The organism is Kitasatospora sp. NEAU-CNBT7 (assembly GCF_057220535.1).
The window spans coordinates 185,339-203,187 of record NZ_JBXQQB010000004.1 but is presented as its reverse complement, the minus strand read 5'-3'; the positions used below and the strand labels follow the sequence as shown (position 1 = coordinate 203,187).

Here is a 17,849-nt window from a genome sequence, read left to right as displayed (position 1 = left end):
CTCGGCCGCCCGGCCCGCCCGGCCCGCCCGTGCCGCCGACGCCCGTGCCGTCGTCCCGTCAGAGCGGCTCCCCGTACGCCCGGTGGAGCCGCCGTACGCCCTCGGTGAGCCGCTCGGGGCTGTCCGCGCACGCGTAGCTGAGCCGCAGGTGCGGCCCGGGCGCCTCGGCGGTGAAGTACCCGCGGCCGGCGGTGACGGCCACGCCCGCCCGTAGTGCGGCGGCGGCCAGCGCGCCGTCGTCCCGGCCGTCGGGCAGCCGCAGCCACAGGTGGTAGCCGCCGTACGGGAGCCGGTCGGGCAGCAGGTCGGGCAGCAGCTGCCGCAGGGCGACGGCGAGGGTCTGCCGGCGCTCGTGCAGGGCGCCCGCCAGGGTGCGCAGGTGGTGGGACCAGGCGGGGGAGGCGACCAGTTCCAGGGTGGTCTCCTGGAGCGGGCGCGGGACGAAGAAGCTGTCCATCGCCTGGACGGCGCGCAGCCGCTGGTAGGCGGGTCCGCGGGCGGTGATCGCGCCCACCCGCAGGCTCGGCGAGGTCGGTTTGGTCAGCGACCTGATGTGCACGACCACGCCGTCGGGGTCCTCGGCGGCGAGCGGGACCGGCAGGGCGGGGGCGTCGGCGTGGACCAGCCGCCGGGCGAAGTCGTCCTCCACCACGAACGCGCCGGCCGCGCGGGCGATCCGCAGCACCTCGGGCCGGCGGGCCTCGGACAGCACGGCGCCGGTCGGGTTCTGGAACAGCGGCTGGCAGACCAGCACCCGGGCCCGGGTGGCGGCGAAGGCGTCGGCCAGCAGGTCGGTCCGCAGGCCGTCCGCGTCCACCGGTACCGGGACCGGCCGCAGCCCGGCGGCGCGGGCGACGGCCACCGTGCCCGGGTAGGTCGGCGACTCCACCAGGACGGGCGCCCCCGGTGCGGCCAGCGAGCGCAGGGCCGTGGTCAGGGCGCTCTGGCCGCCGGCGGTGATCAGCACGTCGGACGCGGTGAGGGCGCCGCCGATGTCGCGGGCGAACCAGGCGCGCAGCTCGGGCAGGCCGTCGATCGGCGGCCGCTCCCAGGCGCCGGGTCGGCGGCCGGCCCGGGCCAGGGCGGCGGCGAGCGCTCGTTCGGGTTGCAGCACGGGGTGCAGGTAGCCGCTGTTCAGATCGACCACTTCGGGTGGTGCGAGGGCGAGCGCGGCCAGTACCCCGGAGGCGTCGGCGCTGCGGCTCGGCGGCACCCCGGCCTCCGCGCTGAGCGCGACCTCCTGCCAGGAGGTGTCGGGCGGCGCCGTACCGCCGGATCCGCCGGGGTGTTCCGTGCCGGCGCCGGGCCCGGCCTCGGCGCGGAACACCCCGGCGCCGGGCCGGGTGACCACCAGCCCCTGGGCGGCCAGCTCGGCGATGGCCCGGGAGACCGTCACGGGGCTCACCTGGTGGCGCACCATCAGGGCCCGGCTGGACGGCAGCTTCTCACCCGGTGAGTAGCGGTTGAGCTCGCCGCGGAGGATGGCGGCCAGCTCCGCGCCGCTGCTACGCTCGTTCATGACAGCACAAGATAGCGCTACCGGGTCGATGGCGATAGCGGTCCCCGGCACTGCGGTGGGCGGTACCGAGCTCGGCGGCACCACGCCCGGCGGTACGGCGGTCGGCGGTACCCTGCTCGCCGCGACCGCCGTCCTCTCCTTCTCCTTCAGCTTCCCGGCGACCGTCTGGGCGCTGCACGGGTTCGGCCCCTGGACCGCGACCGGTCTGCGCGGGGTGCTGGCGGCCGTGGTCGCCGCCGGCTGTCTGCTGGCCGCCAGGGCGCCGCTGCCCCGCCGCGCGGACCGGGCCGGACTGGTGGTGGTCGCGGCGGGGTGCGTGGTCGGGTTCCCGCTGCTCACCACGCTCGCGCTGGAGATCTCCTCGGCCGCCCACTCCGCCGTGGTGATCGGCCTGCTGCCGCTGGCCACCGCCGTCTTCGCGGTGCTGCGCAGCGGCGCCCGGCCGGCCCGGGCGTTCTGGTGGGCGGCGCTGGCGGGGGCGGCGGCGGTCCTGGCCTTCACGGTGACGCAGAGCCACGGTGGGCTGGGCCTGGCCGATGTGCTGCTGTTCGCGGCGCTGCTGGTGTGTGCGGCGGGGTACGCCGAGGGCGGCCGGCTGGCGCGGCGGATGCCGGGCTGGCAGGTGATCGCCTGGGGTGTGCTGGCGGCGCTGCCGGTGACCGTGCCGGTGACGGCGTTCGCGCTGGCGGCGGAGCCGGTGCACGCCGGGCCGCAGGCGGTGGCCGGCCTGCTCTACCTGGCGTGGGTGTCCCAGTTCGGCGGGTTCGTGCTCTGGTACCGGGGCATGGCGTCGATCGGGGTGCCCAGGGCCAGTCAGCTCCAGCTGGCCCAGCCGCTGCTGACGCTGGGCTGGGCCGTGCTGGTGCTGGGGGAGCGGCCGTCCCCGGCCGCGCCGGTGGCCGCGCTGGCCGTGCTGGGCTGCATCGCGGTCACCCAGCGGGTCCGCGGCTGACGCCGTCGGGGCGTCGGCCGCGGACCCGGAGAGCGGGCGGCCGGTGGTGGCGGCCGGGACGGTTACTGGATCCCGGCTGCCTTGCAGGCCGCCGCGTGCGCGGGGTCGCAGATCTGGGCGGCGGTGTAGAGGCCGCCGGCGATCACCGTGTCGTTGATCCGCTGCTTGGTGACGACGATCGGGCTGAGCAGCATCGACGGGATCTGGGCGCCGTTGCTGTCGGTCATGGCGGTCGCGACGGTGGTCACGTCCAGGCCCTTGACCAGGTAGACCGCGATGTTGGCGGCGGCGTCGGTCTCCGGCGCGTACGGCTTGAAGATCGTGTAGGCCTGCTCGCCGGTGAGCACCCGCTGGATGGCGTCCAGGGAGGCGTCCTGGCCGCCGACCGGGATGTTCTCGAGGCCGGCCTTCTTCAGGGTCTCGATGATGGACGCCGCCATGCCGTCGTTGGCGGAGTAGACGGCCTGGAAGCCGTTCTTGCCGAGCTTGCCGATGGCCTCGGTCATCTTGGCGGCCGCCACCTCGGGCTTCCACTCACCGGACTGCTCGTAGACGATGCCCTTGACCTTGCCGTCGAGCGACTTGTGGGCGCCGGCCTTGAAGTCGGCGGCGTTCGGGTCGCTCTCCGCGCCGTTGACCATGACGACCTGCGCATTGGCGGCCTTGTTGCCGAGCGCCTCGACCAGGGCCTGGCCCTGGAGCTCGCCGGTGCGCTTGTTGTCGAAGGAGACGTACGCGGCGACGTTGCCCGAGGCCAGGCGGTCGTACGCGATGACCTTGGCGCCCTTCTTGGCGGCCGCGTCGACCCAGGGGGCGGTGATCTTGGCGTTGACCGCGTCCAGCAGGATGACCTTGACGCCCCGCGCCAGCATGTCGTCGAACTGCTGCTTCTGGGTGCCCTCGTCGCCGTCGGCGTTGGCGTAGTCGACGGTGCACTTGGTGCACAGGCCGCTGATCGAGGACTCGATCAGCGGCTTGTCGAAGGTGTCGTAGCGGGTCGACGAGGCGCGCTCGGGCAGCAGGAGACCGATGGTCTTGTTGGCGCCGGCGGACGGCGTGGAGCCGCTCGAGCCGCAGGCGGCGAGCGACAGCGTCATCGACACAGCGGCCGTGCCGACGAGCAGGCGACGCGTCATTGCGTTCATGGTGGGTGGTGCCTCCCTGACAGCGCCGCAGCCTGCGGCGAGTGAAGGGGAGTCAAGCTGGCACCCCGATGTGACGTCAATAATTAAAGCATCCCACTTACAATGTCGACCAAGTCGTTACATTCTTGAATGATCTTCCCCCGTGACCTGCGGAGACGTCCGGCCCTGGAATTCGGATAGGTCAAGCCTTCAAGGCAGGTGCCCAACTCCCCCCACCCGAAGGGGAGCCGGGCCCCGAGCCGGGCCCCGCTACCGTTCGGCCCGGACCACCAGGAAGACCCCGCTCACCACGATCGCGCCGCCCAGCAGGACCGGCCAGGTCAGCGGCTCGGCCAGGACCAGCCACCCCAGCAGCACGGCCACCACCGGGTTGACGTACGCGTACGTCGCCACCAGCGACAGCGGCGCGCGCTGGAGCAGCCAGGCGTACGCCGTGAAGGCGATCAGCGAACCGAAGACGACCAGGTAGGCCAGTGCGGCCCAGGAGCGGCCGGAGACGGCGGCCGGGTCGAAGTGCTGCGGTTCGTGCCGCACCACCGCGAGCAGTCCGGCGCCCAGGCCCGCGGCCGCCATCTCGTACACGCTGGCCGCCATCGCATTGGCCGGCATCTCCAGCCGGCCCGCCAGGAACGAGCCGAAGGCCCAGATCAGCGCCCCGAGCACGACCGACAGCAGGCCGGCGAGCTTCACCCGGCCGCTCAGCCCGGGCGAGGTCAGCACCGCCAGGCCGGCCAGTCCGAGCAGCACCCCGGCCAGCGTCGCCACTGCCGGGCGCCGGCCGCCGGCCAGGTTCAGCACCACCACCCACAGCGGCACGCTGGCCACCAGCAGCGCGGCCATCCCGGACGGCACCGAGCGCTCCGCCAGGACCACCAGTCCGTTGCCGCCGACCAGTAGCAGCACGCCGACCAGCGCCGCCGAGGCGAGCTGGCGCCGGGTCACCCGCAGCGCGCCCACCCCCTGGCGCCAGATGAGCAGCAGCGCCAGCAGCGGCGCCGCGGCGGAGAACCTGGCACTCGCCGAGAGGAGCGGCGGCATGGTCTCCACCACCACCCGGATGGCCAGGTAGGTGGAGCCCCACACCACGTACACGATGCCGAGCGCCGCCCACACCGCCCCGCCGATCCGGGGCGCCCCGACCGGGGCGGCGACGGTCGACCCGGGGGCGAGGGTGTCCGCCGGCCGCTGCGGAACCGAGGATGACATGTGCGACTCCCGAGTTTGGTCCTGTTGGGTCCCTGCGCGGGTATGAGACCACATCCACGGCCGGACGTACACGCAGCCCCCGTCGCAGCTCGCCCGTTCCCGTGGCCCCGGCGCCGCGGACCCGGCGCCGCCGGCCGGGTGCGCCGACCGGATGAACGCCGCCCGGCCGGGGTGCGCCCGCCCCGCGCGACGGCGCGAGCGGGTGGTACGGATGGGAGCCGTCCCGGCGGGGCCGATCCGAGGAGAGGTGCGGGTGGACTGGTTCGCGGCACCCGAGTACTGGTTCGCCCGGGAGGTCTTCCAGCGGCTGCTGGCAGCCGTCTACCTGACCGCCTTCCTCACCGCCGTCGCCCAGTTCCGCGCCCTGATCGGCGAACACGGCATGCTCCCGGTGCCCCGCTTCACCGCCCGCGTCCCCGCCCGCCGGGCCCCCGGACTGTTCCACCTGCACTACTCGGACCGGGCCTTCGCCGCCGTCTGCTGGACCGGCGCCGCGGTCACCGCCGCCCTGCTCGCCGGCGCCGACGACCTGGTGCCGCTCTGGGCCGCGATGCTGCTCTGGGCGGTCCCGTGGGTGCTCTACCTCTCCATCGTCAACGTCGGCCAGACCTGGTACGCCTTCGGCTGGGAGTCCCTGCTGCTGGAGACCGGCTTCCTGGCCGTCTTCCTCGGCAACGACGACACCGCCCCGCCGGTCCTCGGCATGTGGCTGCTGCGCTGGCTGCTGTTCCGGGTCGAGTTCGGCGCCGGACTGATCAAATGGCGCGGCGACCGCTGCTGGCGCGACCTCACCTGCCTCTACTACCACCACGAGACCCAGCCGATGCCCGGCCCGCTCAGCTGGTTCTTCCACCACCTGCCCCGGCCGCTGCACCGCGTCGAGGCGGCCGCGAACCACGTGGTCCAGCTGGCCGTCCCGTTCGGCCTCTTCCTGCCCCAGCCGGTCGCGGGCATCGCCGGCGCCCTGATCACCGCCACCCAGCTCTGGCTGGTGCTCTCCGGCAACTTCGCCTGGCTGAACTGGCTCACCATCGCGCTCGCGCTGTCCGCCGTCGACGCCCGCCACCTCCCCCTGCCTGCCGCCCCCGGCCACCTGGCCGAACCGCACTGGTACGAAGCACTGGTGATCGCCCTGACCGTGCTGATCGCCGTCCTCAGCTACTGGCCCGCCCGCAACCTGCTCTCGCGCCACCAGCAGATGAACCGCTCCTTCAACCGCCTCCACCTGGTCAACGCGTACGGCGCGTTCGGCACGGTCGGCCGACTCCGCCACGAGGTGGTGCTCGAAGGAACCGACGAGCCGGTGGTCACGGACGGCACCGGCTGGCGCGAGTACGGCTTCAAGGGCAAACCCACCGAGCCCGGCAGGATGCCCCGTCAGTTCGCGCCGTACCACCTGCGGCTCGACTGGCTGATGTGGTTCGCCGCGATCTCACCCGCCTACGCCGGGCCCTGGTTCGACTCCTTCGTGGCCAGACTCCTGGTCAACGACCGCGACACCCTCGCCCTGCTGCGCGACAACCCGTTCCCCGGCGCGCCGCCCACCTTCGTCCGGGCACGGCTCTACCGCTACCGGTTCACCTCCTGGAGCGAACGCCGGGCCACCGGGGACTGGTGGCACCGCACCCCGGTCCGCGACTACCTCCGCCCGGTGAGCCGTCACGACGTCGCCCACCTGCTGCCCCGGCGGCACCGGTGAACCCGCCCGGCACGACCGGTGTCCGGGTGGCGCCCGGCGGCGCGGGGAGTTATAAGGGCCCCGGTGCGTGCGTGCCTCGAACGCTCACCCGTATCCTGGCCTCCCGCGCCGCGCGAGCCGGGCTGCTCGCGACGCCCCGACACCGCCGAACGTTCCCCGCCAGCCCCCCGCCAGAACCGGACCAGCCATGACAGTGCGCTTTCTGAACGACGCCGACGCCACGGTGCCGGCCCCAGCGGAGACCCCCGACGGCGAAGGCCGCCGGAGCACCCGTGAGGAGCTCGGTCGGTACGCCGAGCAGGGTGGCTTCACCCTGACCACCGACACCAACCCCTGGATCGAGGCCGCAGACCACGTCGCCGGAGCGGAGGACGCCCGCGCCGCCTCCACCGTGCTGGCCGAGCTGCGCAACGGAGACATCCGCGCCGTCGGCGCGGCAGTCACCGGACTCGCCGCCAAGGCCGGACTGAACATCCCCGACACCCTGAACGGCCTCGACCTGCTGCTCGACCTCTTCCAGCGGGTCCAGCGCACCTCCGGCACCCTCAGCGCCGACGCCTACGACGCCGACCTGGACCAGCTCACCGCGGCCACCGCGGACGGCCGTTGGCGCAAGCAGCAGGGCATCAGCCTGCCGCTCGGGCGCCGCTGGTCGCTGCGGTCCAAGGCCAAGGGCCTCACCGTCGGCGGCCGCACCAGCCGGACCGACCTGCACGCCGCGCTGCTGGCCGCCGCCGCGGTCCGCACCGACTGGGCGGCCCTGTCCGAGGACGCGAGCACCGCCAAGCCGGTCGTCCCGGTCGGCGGCACCCTGATCACCGAGACCGCGCAGGCCGTCGAATCCCTCGGCACCGCCGTCCGCTCGCTCGGCCGCCTGCTGCCCGAGCGCGACCTGCCGGCCCTGCCGCTCGGCGAACTCGCCGACCTCGTCGACCGCCTGGCCGCCGACGAGGGCACCCTCTACCGCCTGCCCGCCCTCCGCGCCCTGCGCGAGGAGCTGGCTGCGGCCGACCTGGAGCCCCTGCTCACCGAGCTCACCGAGCGCCAGGCCGACCGCGAGGCGGCGCTCGCCGCCTACGACCGCCACGTCGGCACCGACGAGCAGACGGCCCGGCAGGCACTCGCGGCGGGGCCGCGGGACGGCGAGGACACACCGGCGGAGGCGGACGACGAGGTCGCGGCCGATGCCGAGGCCGGCGCCGAGGCCGTTGAGACGGCTGTTGACGCTGAGCCGGTCGCCGAGGCCGAGGCTGAGGCTGCGCCGGTGGTCGAGGCCGAGGCCGTTGCTGAGCCGGTGGCCGAGGTTGAGCCCGAGGCGGTTGAGGCTGAGGTCGAGCTCGTCGCCGAGGTTGAGGCTGAGCCGGTGGTCGAGGCCGCCGAGGCCGAGCCTGCCGTGGAGGCTGTGCCGGTGGTCGAGGCCGAGGCCGTTGCTGAGCCGGTGGCCGAGGTTGAGCCCGAGGCGGTCGAGGCTGAGGTCGAGCTCGTCGCCGAGGTCGAGGCTGAGCTGGTGGTCGAGGCCGCCGAGGTCGAGCCCGTCGCGGACGCTGCGCCGGTGGCGGAGGTTGCTGAGGTTGAGCCCGTCGTGGAGGCTGTGCCGGTGGTCGAGGCCGAGGCCGTTGCTGAGCCGGTGGCCGAGGTTGAGCCCGAGGCGGTCGAGGCCGAGGTCGAGCTCGTCGCCGAGGTCGAGGCTGAGCCGGTTGTTGAGGCCGCCGAGGTTGAGCTCGAGGCCGAGGTTGCCACCGAGGCTGAGGTTGAGCCGGTCGCTGAGGCCACCGAGGCCGAGCCGGTCGCTGAGGCTGCGCCGGCTGTCGAGGCTGAGCCTGCCGTCGAGGTCCAGGCCGAGGCTGAGCCCGTCGCCGAGGTTGAGGCCGAGCCGGTGGCCGAGGTCGTCGAGGCGCCTGTCGAGGCAGAGCCTGCCGCCGAGGCGGAGCCGGTCGTCGAGGTCCAGGCCGAGGTTGAGCTTGTCGCCGAGGTTGAGGCCGATCCGGTGGCCGAGCCCGTCGCCGACGTCGAGCCCGTCGTGGCGGCGGAGCCCGTAGTTGAGGCCGAGCCTGCCGTCGAGGCGGAGGAGCCGAACGACCAGGCCGGGCGGCCGGAGAAGCCGGAGCTCACGCCCGGCCGTGCCGTCACCGCGTACTCCGCCGCCGAGCTGACCGCGCTGGTCCGCTGGATCGACACCGACGGTGTGGAGCGCTCGGACGACGAGCTGCTGCGGGCCGCGATGAAGGAGCTGGGCTTCGCCCGGCTCGGGCCCCGGATCAAGGAGGCGCTGGGCGCCGCCGTCACCGAGGCTCGCGCCTGATCCGAAGGCCGTCGGCCGTAGGCCGTTCCCGCTGGTCCTGACCGTGCCCGCCCGGGTGATCGCCGCCCGGGCGGGCACGGTCGTCCCTACGGGTGGACGGTCACTCGCCGATGTCCTCGGACCACAGGTCCGGCCGCGCGGTGATGAAGCCGCTCATCATCCGGACGCACTCGGGGTCGTCCAGCACCGTGATGCCGACCCCGTGCTCGGCCAGCCACGCCTGGCCGCCGTCGAAGGTCCTGGCCTCGCCGATCACCACCTGACCGATGCCGAACTGCCGGACCAGCCCGGAGCAGTACCAGCACGGCGCGAGGGTGGTGACCATCGTGGTGCGCCGGTAGCCGCGCAGCCGGCCGGCGGCCCGGAAGGCGGCCGTCTCGGCGTGCATCGACGGATCACCGTCCTGCACCCGGCGGTTGCGGCCGCGCCCGAGCAACTCCCCGTCCGCCCCGAACAGTGCGGCGCCGATCGGGATCCCGCCCTCGGCGAGCCCGGCCCTGGCCTCCTCGACCGCCACCGCCAGCATCCGTCCGATGTCCACCGCCGCTCACCGCCTTCATCGCCCCGGACCTGCCTGCCCGCGCCCGGGCCGCCCCACACCTCATCTTCGCGCCCCGGGCCGGGCGGCCGCCCGCGCCGCACCGGCGACCCGGCCCGGCCGTCCGTTCGCGCGGAATTCACGCGGGTGTCACACCGCGCCACGGGGCGGCAAGGTCCGACGGGTTGGATTGGCCGCGCGCCGCCCACGGCGCCCGGCGTCCGGGCACGACGTACGGGCCCGGTCGGCGCCGTGACCCTCGTCGGCCATGCGGCCGACCCGTACCCCGGAGCGATGCGCGGACCGCGGACTCCCCTCGGAGCAGCGGCCGTTCCGCGCACCACGACCACCGCTCGTACGTCCGTCCGCAACGGCTCGGTCGACCCGCGCGACCTGCTCCGGCTGCCCCGGGCGGGCGCCGCCGGCGACCTCGCCCGGTGGCTGGCCGTCAGCCGCGCCTTCCCGTACCCGGGTCCCGCCGCCCGCGGCTGAACCCGCGCCGCACCGCTCCGCCATGGCCCGCCGCTCCGGCCCGCTTGGCCGCTCCGCCACGGCCCCGCCGCACCGCCGCCACCCGATCCGTCAGGTCCTCACCGCCGGAGCCCGCCCCGGGATCCGCCGGATGGCGGCCGTCCCGACCCCCGTAGGCTGCGGACATGCGAGATTTTGCGGCGGGGGTCGGCTATCTGTTCCAGGGGCAGCGCTGGGTGGCGCGGCACGGCCGGTGGTGGGGGTTCGGGATGATTCCCGCGCTGATCACGCTGGTCGGGTACGTGGCGGCGCTGGCTGCGCTGGTGGTGTGGTCGGGTGACGTGGCCGACTGGGCGACGCCGTTCGCCGACCACTGGACCTCGCCCTGGCAGGGACTGCTGCGCGGTCTGGTGGTGGTGGCTCTGGTGGCCGGCGGCGGGCTGCTGGCGCTGGTGACGTTCACGGCGGTGACGCTGCTGGTCGGGCAGCCGTTCTACGAGTCGCTGTGCGAGAAGGTGGACGCGAGCGAGGGCGGCGCCCCGCCGGCGCCGGACGTGCCGCTCTGGCGCGAGCTGCTGGTGTCGGCCCGCGACAGTCTCCAGGTGCTGCTGCGGGTGGCGGGCTTCGGGTTGCTGCTGTTCGCCGCCGGGTTCATCCCGGTGGTGGGCCAGACCGTGGTGCCGGTGCTCGGGGTCTGCGTGTCCGGGTACTACCTGACCGCCGAACTGTCGGCGGTCGCGCTGCAGCGCCGGGGGATCGGCCAGCGCGAGCGGCTGCGGCTGCTGCGCCGCCGGATGCCGCTGGCACTGGGCTTCGGGGTCGGCGTGACGCTGCTGTTCCTGGTGCCCTTCGTGACGGTGCTGGCGATGCCCGGCGCGGTGGCCGGCGCCACCCTGCTGGGCCGGGAGCTGGCCGCGCCGGAGTCCGAGGACGAGCCCGAGGGCGAGCCGGCGGACGACTTGGGGAACGGGCCCGGGACGGTCGCGGAACGGCCGATCGATTTCTCCAAGGAATAGGACGGGAATAGCAGGCGCGGCCAATTATTCGAATTCCCAGGCAATTTGACAGTGCGTCCGCCGGTGCACGATAAATCTCCTCATGAGTGCACCGGTGCGCACCGATTTCCCGTCCGGGACCGATCCGACCGATCTGGCCGATCCGGCGTTCTGGCGGCGGCCGGCCGCCGAGCGGTCCGAGGCGTTCGCCCGGCTGCGCGCCCTGGAGCGCCCGGCGGTCTTCACCGACCGGGCCACCGGCCGCGCCTTCCACGCGCTGGTCCGGCACGCCGATGTGGTGGCGGCCAGCCGGACGCCGGACGTGTTCCTGAGCGGGCCCGGGGTGACCACGCCGGAGCCGGCCCGCTGGGTGCGGGCGGTGTTCGGCGACTCGATGGTCAACCTGGACGATCCGCGCCACGCCGACCTGCGCCGGATCGTGTCGCGTGCGTTCACCCCGCGGCTGATCGCCCGGGTCGAGGACGACATCCGGGCGGTGGCCGCGCGGATCGTCGACGACGTGGTCGAGCACCGGCCGCAGGATTTCGTCACCGCGGTCGCCGCCGAACTCCCGTACCAGGTGATCTGCAACATGATGGGCATTCCCGAGCGCCAGCGCCGGGAGATCCTGGCGCAGGTCAACCACGCCTCCGAGCACACCGGGGTGGCCCGCAGCCGGATCCGGGTGCCCGGCCGGGGCCTGCGGGCGCTGGCCCGGATGCAGGGGGTGATCGCCGCGCTCGGACGGGAGCGCCGCCGTCACCCGGCCGACGACCTGATCTCGGCGCTGGTCACCGCGGACGTGGACGGCCGCCGCCTCAACTCCCGTGAGCTGGGCGCCTTCTTCTCGTTGCTGCTGGTGGCCGGGGTGGAGACCACCCGCAACGCGCTCGCCCACGGACTGCACCTGCTGACCGAGCACCCGGAGCAACGCGCCCTGCTGACTGCCGATCTCGACGGCCGGCTCGGCGGCGCGGTGGAGGAGATCGTCCGGCACAGCACCCCGATCATCCAGTTCCGCCGCACCCTGGCCGCCGACCACGTGCTCAACGGCGCGCCGCTGGCCGCGGGCGACAAGGTGGTGCTGTTCTTCGGTTCGGCCAACCGCGACGAGGCCGTCTTCACCGATCCGGAGGCCTTCGACATCACCCGGTCGCCCAACCCGCACCTGGGGTTCGGCGGCGGCGGCCCGCACTTCTGTCTCGGCGCCCACCTCGCCCGGCAGGAGATGAAGGCGCTGTACCGCGAGCTGTTCACCCGGCTCCCGGACGTCCGCTCGGCGGGTGAGCCGGAGCTGGTCCCGTCCAGCTTCGACCACCGCGTCAGGTCGCTGCGCTTCACCTTCACCCCGCCCGCCTGATCCGCCACCTTCACCCCGCCCGCTTGAACCGCCACCTCACCCCGCCTGCCTGAGCGGTCACTTCACCCCACCCGTCCGAGGCGCTGCTTCACACCGCCCGCCCGGGCGGCCACCCCCGCTTCGTACGGTTGTGCCGCGCCGGTTGTCCGAACCGGTGCGCGCCACCGCCCCGCCGTGCGTCCTACCGTTCCGGGACCACGAACGAGGAGAGGCGGCTGCGGTGCACCGTTCCACGCCCGACTGGCTGATTCACGACTACCGCGAGGACGACCTGGCGGCGGTCGTCCATCTGATCGACACCACCGCCGAGCTGGGCCAGGAGTCGGTGTTCTCGCTGGCCGAGTGCATCTCCGCACTCACCTCCCGGCAGCCCGCGGTGGTCGCGGTCAGCCGGGGCGTGCCGATCGGCGCGGCCCTCGCCCATCTGGCCGGTGACCGGGCCTGGGTGATGCGGATCGCCATCGCCCCCGCCTGGCGCGGCCGGGGTCTGGCCAGCGCGCTGCTGCGCGAGCTGGAACGGCGGCTGGTCGCCCAGCATGTCCGCCGGATCGCGTACGTGCTGCCGGAGGAGGAGCTGCTCGGCGAGGGGCTGCGCAACGCCGGGTACGCCCGCCGTCCGGCGGTCGCGTACTTCGAGAAGACCGAGCCCGCGGCCGGTCCGGCGGCGGGTCTGCTGGAGGAGCTCGGCGGGCGGCTGCTGCCGGGCGACCTGTGGGACAAGGTGGCCGGCATGGAGGCCGAGAAGACCCTGATCGAGCGGCGGGTGGTGCTCCCGCTGGCGGAGCCCGAGCGGGCCGCCCGGCACGGGGTGCGGCCGCCGCGCGCGATCGCGCTGTTCGGGCCGCCCGGCACCGGCAAGACGACCTTCGCGCGGGCTGTCGCCTCCCGCCTCGGCTGGCCGTTCGTGGAGCTGCTGCCGTCCCGGCTCGCCGACGAGGGCAACCTCGCCGCCGCCCTGCGGTCCGCCTTCGCCCGGATCGCCCAGCTGGAACGGGTGCTGGTCTTCATCGACGAGGTCGAGGAGATCGCCCCGACCAGGACCGAGGGCGTCGCGGGCGGGATGCACGGGGTGACCAACGAGCTGCTCAAGCTGATCCCGGGCTTCCGCGAGGGCGAGGAGCGGCTGCTGGTCTGCGCGACCAACTCGATCCGCTCGCTGGACTCCGCGTTCCTGCGCCCGGGCCGCTTCGACTACCTGATCCCGATCGGCACCCCGGACACCGCCGCGCGGGCCGCCATCTGGTCGCGCTACGCCACGGCCGGCCAGGACGTGGACCTCGACGTGCTGGTGGCGGCGAGCGAGCTGTTCACCCCCGCCGACATCGAGCACGCGGCGCGGATCGCCGCCCAGACCGCCTTCGAGCGGGACCTCGCAGGCGGTGACGGTGCCGGGACGGCGGGCGCCACCACCGCGGACCACCTGGCGGCGATCGCCCAGTGCCGTCCGACGGTGACCCCCGCGATGACCGAGGAGTTCACCGCCGACATCGGCTCGCACGCCCGGGTCTGAGGCCGGTGCCGGGCGCCCGGGGCGGGCGTCCGGGGGTCAGGCGCCGGGGTGCACCCCGACCGCGTCCCGGATCTGCTCGCCGAGGCCGCCGTCCCGCCGGGCGCAGTTGGCGCAGCAGAAGAACTTCCCCGACACCTCGACGCCGTGCCCGACGATCCGCACCTGGCAGTACTCGCAGCGCGGCGCGAGTTTCTCCATCGCGCACTCGAAGCTGTCGAAGGTGTAGGTGTCCCCGGACACCGTTTTGATCTCGAAGGCCAGCCAGTAGTCGTTCTTGCACACCACACAGACCGCCATGACCGCGACTCCCTCTGCTCGGCTAGGCGCCGGCCGCACACCGGCCGGCGCCCTTCGAGTCTTCGGCCGCCCGCGACACCCGGCAAATCGACCCGCCGCGGAACGGATACTGGGAGGTGGGGGGCCGCCCTGCCCGAGGAGACCTCGATGATCGTCCGAATCTGGGAGGCGCACGTGGCGCCCAGCCGTGCCGACGCGTTCTGCCGCCAGTTGGAGGAGGAGGTGCTGCCGCAGATCCTCGCCACCGACGGCTGCCTCGGCGGTGAGCTGATGCGCGCGGTGGTCGAGGGCGACCACCGGGTGCTGATGATCACGCGCTGGGAGGGCGAGGACGCGCTCTTCGCCTACGCCGGCCGGATGTGGCGGATCCGGCCGGTCTGGGCCGAGGGCGAGCTGAACTACCTGGAGCACCCGCCCACGGTCGCCCACTACCACCCGTTCCCCTGAGGTCCTGCCGGGGTCGGACGCCGGCCGGACCCGGTCGGATCCCGGTCAGACCCCGGTCGGCAGCTCGCGGGCCCGGCTGCGCAGCTGCAGCGCGGTGACGGTCTCCACCACGCCCAGCACCACCAGCCCGCAGCCCGCCAGGATGGCCAGTGCGGTGACGGAGTGCACCGGCCAGATCATCAGCAGCACCCCGGCCGCCACGTTCAGGATCCCGGCGAAGATCTGCCAGCCGCGGGCGGGCATCGCCGGGTCGGAACCGGCCGCGACCAGCTGGGTGATCCCGCGGAACAGCCAGCCGATGCCGATCCAGATGCCCAGCAGGACCAGGGTGCGCACCGCGTCCCGGAAGCAGAGCAGCCCGAGGAGTACGCACAGGGCGCCGCTGATGAAGGCCAGCACCCGCAGCGCGGTCTCCCGGTGCGTGCCGAACGCGGCGACCAGCTGGAAGACCCCGATCACCAGCAGGTAGATGCCGAACAGCACGCCGACCACCCACAGGGTCTGCTTCGGCCAGACCAGGACGATCACGCCGAGGGCGAGCGAGGCGAGTCCGGCCGCCAGCACCGCCTGCCAGGCGGCCTTGGCCAGCTGTTGGAGGGGACCCTCGGTCGGGGTGTAGGGGGCGGCCATCGGCGGGGCTCCTGACGGGCGGAGGGAGGGGACCCTTCCCACTCTCCCGGCCGGTCCGGGCGGCCCGCGCGTCCCGTTCGGCCGTCCGGATGATCCGTCAGGACCACCGGTGATGGTCCGTCAGTCATGTGCTGTCCAACCGCTACGCCATTCGGGGGACGTAGAATCCGGTCCCATGACGGAGGCAGGGCAGGGGGACCCTCGGACCGGGCCGTTGGCCGGGCACTACATCGTCTGCGGCGGCAACGCGCTGGCGCACCGGCTGATCGTGGAGCTGATCGAGCACTACGAGGTGCCGGTGGTGGCGCTGGTGCCGGACCGCGGGCGCGACCACGGGCCGCGGATCGAGCAGCTGCCGGGCGTCGCGGAGGTGCTGGAGTTCAGCACCGTCTCCGAGGAGGCGCTGCGCGCCGCCGGGGTGGACGGTGCACGGGGGGTCGCCCTGATGGACGGCACCGACCAGGAGAACATCCACGCCGCGCTGACCGCGCAGGGCCGCAATCCCGGCATCCGGATCGTGCTGCGGATGTTCAACCAGCGGCTCGGCGAACACCTGGAGAAGCTGCTGGCCAACTGTGCGGCGCTGTCCGGCTCGGCGACCGCCGCGCCGGCCTTCGCCAACGGCGCGCTCGGGCGGCCGGGTTCGGTCCGGGTCGGCGACCGCTACCTGTACGTCGCGTACGGCCAGGAGATCGACAGCAGCCAGATCTGCCTGGTCGCCGACCGGATCGACCGGCAGGACCTGAGCCGGCTGCGGCTGCTGCCGGACACCGGCGGCCGCGCCGCCGAGTTCATCGCGCTGGCCCGCCGGCTGGGCTCCGAGGGGCCGATCCAGCTCGGTTCCCCGGCCGCGCCGGACGCCGCCGAGGACCACGGCGAGGTCGCCGTGCTGCAGGCCCTGACCAGCGAGCCGCCGGTGCGGATCCCCTGGTGGAAGCGGGCCCGCTGGTGGCTGCAGGACGTCCTGCGGTACTTCACCAGCGTCCGTCTGCGGCTGGTGCTGACCACCGCGCTGGCCGCCGTGCTGCTCGGCGGCTACGTGATCTGGCACTACGGCGGCAGCCTCGGCTGGGCGGTGTACTTCACGCTGCTCGACCTGGCCGGCGCGGCGCAGCCGGACCAGCCGGGCCTGGACACCCCGGGCGGGCCGTGGGTGCGGCTGGCCCAGGTGGTGGTCACCTTCTGCGGGATCACCTTCGTGCCGGTGGCGACCGCCATCGTGGTCGACATGCTGGCCACCGGCCGGCGCGGGCTGCCGAGGGCGCCGGGCTCCCGGACCAGGGACCACGTGGTGGTGGTGGGCCTCGGCAACGTCGGGACCCGGGTGGCCGCCCTGGTGCACGAGACCGGGGTGCCGGTGGTCTGCATCGAGCGCGATCCGCAGGCCCGGGGCATCGCGGCGGTCCGGGCGCTCGGCCTGCCGGTGCTGGTCGGCGACGCGCCGCTGGCGAGCCAGCTGCGCCGGGCCCGGGTCCAGTACAGCCGGGCCGTGGTCGCCGTCACCACCGATGACGCGGCCAACCTGGAGGCGGCTCTGGAGGCGCGCGCGGTGCGGCCCGAAGTCCGCATCGTGGTGCGCCTGTTCGACGACGACTTCGCCCATCATGTGTACGCCACGCTGGGCAACGTGGCCTCGCGGTCGGTGTCGTACCTGTCGGCGCCGGCCTTCGCCGCCGCGCTGATGGGCCGTGAGGTGCTGGGCACCCTGTCGGTCTACCGGCACGTGCTGCTGATCGCGGAGCTGGCGGCGGAGGAGGGCAACGGGCTGGTCGGGCGGGACGTCCACCGGATCGAGAGCGAGGGCGGGGTGCGGGTGCTCGCGGTGCGGCTGGCCCGCAGGCCGGCCGACTACCTGTGGAACTTCGCCGACCGGGCGCACCGGCTGGCAGCCGGTGACCGGATCGTGGTGGCCGCCACCCGGTCCGGGCTGGCCCGGATCAACACCCTCGAGACGGAGGGGAGTTGACCCGGGCGGCCGGGGTCAGCGGTGGGTGAAGGACGGCGGGCGCTTCTCGGCGAAGGCCGCCATGCCCTCCTTCTGGTCGGCGGTGGCGAAGGCGGCGTGGAACATCCGGCGCTCGAACCGGACACCCTCGGCGAGGGTGGTCTCGAACGCCCGGTTGACGCTCTCCTTCATCATCACCGCGGCCGGGGTGGACATCGCGGCGACCGTCTCCGCGACGGCCATCGCCTCGCCCAGCAGGTCCGCGGCGGGCACGATCCGGGACACCAGCCCGGCCCGCTCGGCCTCCTCGGCGTCCATCATCCGGCCGGTCAGGCACAGCTCCATCGCCTTGGCCTTGCCGACCGCCCGGGTGAGGCGCTGCGAGCCGCCGATGCCCGGGATGACGCCGAGCTTGATCTCCGGCTGGCCGAACTTCGCGGTGTCGGCGGCCAGCAGGATGTCGCACAGCATCGCCAGCTCGCAGCCGCCGCCCAGCGCGTAGCCCGCGACCGCGGCGATCACCGGCTTGCGCAGCCGGCCCAGCTCGTCCCAGGGGCCCAGCCAGTCGTCCAGGTAGACGTCGGGGAAGCGGTTGTCCTGCATCTCCTTGATGTCGGCCCCGGCGGCGAACGCCTTCTCCGAGCCGGTGATCACCAGCGCGCCGATCTCCGGGTCCCGGTCGAAGGCCTTGGCGGCGGCCACGACCTCGTTCATCAGCTGGGTGTTGAGCGCGTTCAGCGCCTTCGGCCGGTTGAGCGTGATCAGCCCGACCCGGCCCTTGCGGTCGACCAGGATCGTCTCGTAGTCGGTCATCGTCGTTGACTCCCTCTGCG

General features: G+C 74.0%; 16 protein-coding genes. 9 read left to right on the top strand and 7 right to left on the bottom strand.

The annotated features are described in order from the left end of the window. Nucleotides 1–58: 58 nt before the first annotated feature. Nucleotides 59–1,519: an aminotransferase-like domain-containing protein gene (locus AC2TEW_RS07670; RefSeq protein WP_484622579.1), complete on the bottom strand. Its 1,461-nt coding sequence runs from the start codon at nt 1,517–1,519 to the stop codon at nt 59–61. Between AC2TEW_RS07670 and AC2TEW_RS07665 the strand changes: the two genes are divergently transcribed. Further along, nucleotides 1,518–2,471, top strand: coding sequence for a DMT family transporter (locus AC2TEW_RS07665; protein WP_484622578.1), 954 nt, complete (start codon nt 1,518–1,520; stop codon nt 2,469–2,471). The genes AC2TEW_RS07670 and AC2TEW_RS07665 overlap by 2 nt on opposite strands. Nucleotides 2,472–2,533: 62 nt before the next feature. Here the strand turns inward: AC2TEW_RS07665 and AC2TEW_RS07660 are convergent, their stop codons facing one another. Together AC2TEW_RS07660 and AC2TEW_RS07655 are read right to left on the bottom strand one after the other, a co-directional pair. Further along, nucleotides 2,534–3,616 carry a sugar ABC transporter substrate-binding protein gene (locus AC2TEW_RS07660; RefSeq protein ID WP_484622577.1) on the bottom strand — a complete coding sequence of 361 codons (1,083 nt, stop codon included), beginning with the start codon at nt 3,614–3,616 and terminating at the stop codon, nt 2,534–2,536. A gap of 249 nt (nt 3,617–3,865) precedes the next feature. After that, the gene (locus AC2TEW_RS07655) at nt 3,866–4,822 is read right to left on the bottom strand and encodes an EamA family transporter (protein WP_484622576.1); all 957 of its coding nucleotides are present in this window, start codon (nt 4,820–4,822) and stop codon (nt 3,866–3,868) included. A 253-nt stretch (nt 4,823–5,075) separates the two neighbouring features. On the opposite strand from AC2TEW_RS07655, the gene AC2TEW_RS07650 reads away from it, so the two are divergent. Continuing rightward, complete coding sequence (locus AC2TEW_RS07650; RefSeq protein ID WP_484622575.1) at nt 5,076–6,521, top strand: lipase maturation factor family protein; 1,446 nt, start codon at nt 5,076–5,078, stop codon at nt 6,519–6,521. 187 nt (nt 6,522–6,708) lie between these two features. Next, a complete protein-coding gene (locus AC2TEW_RS07645) occupies nt 6,709–8,823 on the top strand; it encodes a hypothetical protein (protein WP_484622574.1) in 2,115 nt (704 codons plus the stop codon). Nucleotides 8,824–8,923: 100 nt separating this feature from the next. Here the strand turns inward: AC2TEW_RS07645 and AC2TEW_RS07640 are convergent, their stop codons facing one another. Continuing rightward, entirely contained in the window at nt 8,924–9,349 is a 426-nt protein-coding gene (locus tag AC2TEW_RS07640) for a nucleoside deaminase (protein ID WP_484622713.1), read from the bottom strand. A gap of 306 nt (nt 9,350–9,655) precedes the next feature. Here AC2TEW_RS07640 and AC2TEW_RS07635 point away from each other — a divergent pair, with 306 nt between their 5' ends. The 4 genes from AC2TEW_RS07635 (at nt 9,656) to AC2TEW_RS07620 (ending at nt 13,697) form a co-directional block, all read left to right on the top strand. Then, nucleotides 9,656–9,853 carry a hypothetical protein gene (locus tag AC2TEW_RS07635; RefSeq protein ID WP_484622573.1) on the top strand — a complete coding sequence of 66 codons (198 nt, stop codon included), beginning with the start codon at nt 9,656–9,658 and terminating at the stop codon, nt 9,851–9,853. Nucleotides 9,854–10,017: 164 nt separating this feature from the next. Beyond that, entirely contained in the window at nt 10,018–10,848 is an 831-nt protein-coding gene (locus tag AC2TEW_RS07630; protein WP_484622572.1) for an EI24 domain-containing protein, read from the top strand. Nucleotides 10,849–10,930: 82 nt separating this feature from the next. Continuing rightward, nucleotides 10,931–12,187: a cytochrome P450 gene (locus tag AC2TEW_RS07625; protein ID WP_484622571.1), complete on the top strand. Its 1,257-nt coding sequence runs from the start codon at nt 10,931–10,933 to the stop codon at nt 12,185–12,187. 220 nt (nt 12,188–12,407) lie between these two features. Further along, nucleotides 12,408–13,697: an ATP-binding protein gene (locus tag AC2TEW_RS07620; RefSeq protein WP_484622570.1), complete on the top strand. Its 1,290-nt coding sequence runs from the start codon at nt 12,408–12,410 to the stop codon at nt 13,695–13,697. Nucleotides 13,698–13,733: 36 nt separating this feature from the next. Here the strand turns inward: AC2TEW_RS07620 and AC2TEW_RS07615 are convergent, their stop codons facing one another. Then, on the bottom strand, nt 13,734–13,994 hold the full coding sequence (locus AC2TEW_RS07615; RefSeq protein WP_033820588.1) for a metallothionein: 261 nt from the start codon (nt 13,992–13,994) through the stop codon (nt 13,734–13,736). A 147-nt stretch (nt 13,995–14,141) separates the two neighbouring features. Here AC2TEW_RS07615 and AC2TEW_RS07610 point away from each other — a divergent pair, with 147 nt between their 5' ends. Next, entirely contained in the window at nt 14,142–14,441 is a 300-nt protein-coding gene (locus AC2TEW_RS07610; RefSeq protein ID WP_484622569.1) for an antibiotic biosynthesis monooxygenase family protein, read from the top strand. A 45-nt stretch (nt 14,442–14,486) separates the two neighbouring features. Here the strand turns inward: AC2TEW_RS07610 and AC2TEW_RS07605 are convergent, their stop codons facing one another. Continuing rightward, complete coding sequence (locus AC2TEW_RS07605) at nt 14,487–15,071, bottom strand: HdeD family acid-resistance protein (protein ID WP_484622568.1); 585 nt, start codon at nt 15,069–15,071, stop codon at nt 14,487–14,489. A gap of 175 nt (nt 15,072–15,246) precedes the next feature. On the opposite strand from AC2TEW_RS07605, the gene AC2TEW_RS07600 reads away from it, so the two are divergent. Next, entirely contained in the window at nt 15,247–17,037 is a 1,791-nt protein-coding gene (locus AC2TEW_RS07600) for an NAD-binding protein (RefSeq protein ID WP_484622567.1), read from the top strand. Nucleotides 17,038–17,052: 15 nt separating this feature from the next. Here AC2TEW_RS07600 and AC2TEW_RS07595 read toward each other — a convergent pair whose 3' ends face one another. Beyond that, entirely contained in the window at nt 17,053–17,829 is a 777-nt protein-coding gene (locus AC2TEW_RS07595; RefSeq protein WP_484622566.1) for an enoyl-CoA hydratase, read from the bottom strand. Nucleotides 17,830–17,849: the final 20 nt, after the last annotated feature.

Bases quoted from the DNA above. Each gene is read 5' to 3' on its own strand.
- AC2TEW_RS07605 (WP_484622568.1), bottom strand. From the start codon at position 15,071: ATGGCCGCCCCCTACACCCCGACCGAGGGTCCCCTCCAACAGCTGGCC.
- AC2TEW_RS07655 (WP_484622576.1), bottom strand. From the start codon at position 4,822: ATGTCATCCTCGGTTCCGCAGCGGCCGGCGGACACCCTCGCCCCCGGG.
- AC2TEW_RS07595 (WP_484622566.1), bottom strand. From the start codon at position 17,829: ATGACCGACTACGAGACGATCCTGGTCGACCGCAAGGGCCGGGTCGGG.
- AC2TEW_RS07665 (WP_484622578.1), top strand. From the start codon at position 1,518: ATGACAGCACAAGATAGCGCTACCGGGTCGATGGCGATAGCGGTCCCC.
- AC2TEW_RS07600 (WP_484622567.1), top strand. From the start codon at position 15,247: ATGACGGAGGCAGGGCAGGGGGACCCTCGGACCGGGCCGTTGGCCGGG.
- AC2TEW_RS07670 (WP_484622579.1), bottom strand. From the start codon at position 1,519: ATGAACGAGCGTAGCAGCGGCGCGGAGCTGGCCGCCATCCTCCGCGGC.
- AC2TEW_RS07635 (WP_484622573.1), top strand. From the start codon at position 9,656: ATGCGCGGACCGCGGACTCCCCTCGGAGCAGCGGCCGTTCCGCGCACC.
- AC2TEW_RS07640 (WP_484622713.1), bottom strand. From the start codon at position 9,349: ATGCTGGCGGTGGCGGTCGAGGAGGCCAGGGCCGGGCTCGCCGAGGGC.
- AC2TEW_RS07625 (WP_484622571.1), top strand. From the start codon at position 10,931: ATGAGTGCACCGGTGCGCACCGATTTCCCGTCCGGGACCGATCCGACC.
- AC2TEW_RS07610 (WP_484622569.1), top strand. From the start codon at position 14,142: ATGATCGTCCGAATCTGGGAGGCGCACGTGGCGCCCAGCCGTGCCGAC.
- AC2TEW_RS07615 (WP_033820588.1), bottom strand. From the start codon at position 13,994: ATGGCGGTCTGTGTGGTGTGCAAGAACGACTACTGGCTGGCCTTCGAG.
- AC2TEW_RS07630 (WP_484622572.1), top strand. From the start codon at position 10,018: ATGCGAGATTTTGCGGCGGGGGTCGGCTATCTGTTCCAGGGGCAGCGC.
- AC2TEW_RS07645 (WP_484622574.1), top strand. From the start codon at position 6,709: ATGACAGTGCGCTTTCTGAACGACGCCGACGCCACGGTGCCGGCCCCA.
- AC2TEW_RS07660 (WP_484622577.1), bottom strand. From the start codon at position 3,616: ATGAACGCAATGACGCGTCGCCTGCTCGTCGGCACGGCCGCTGTGTCG.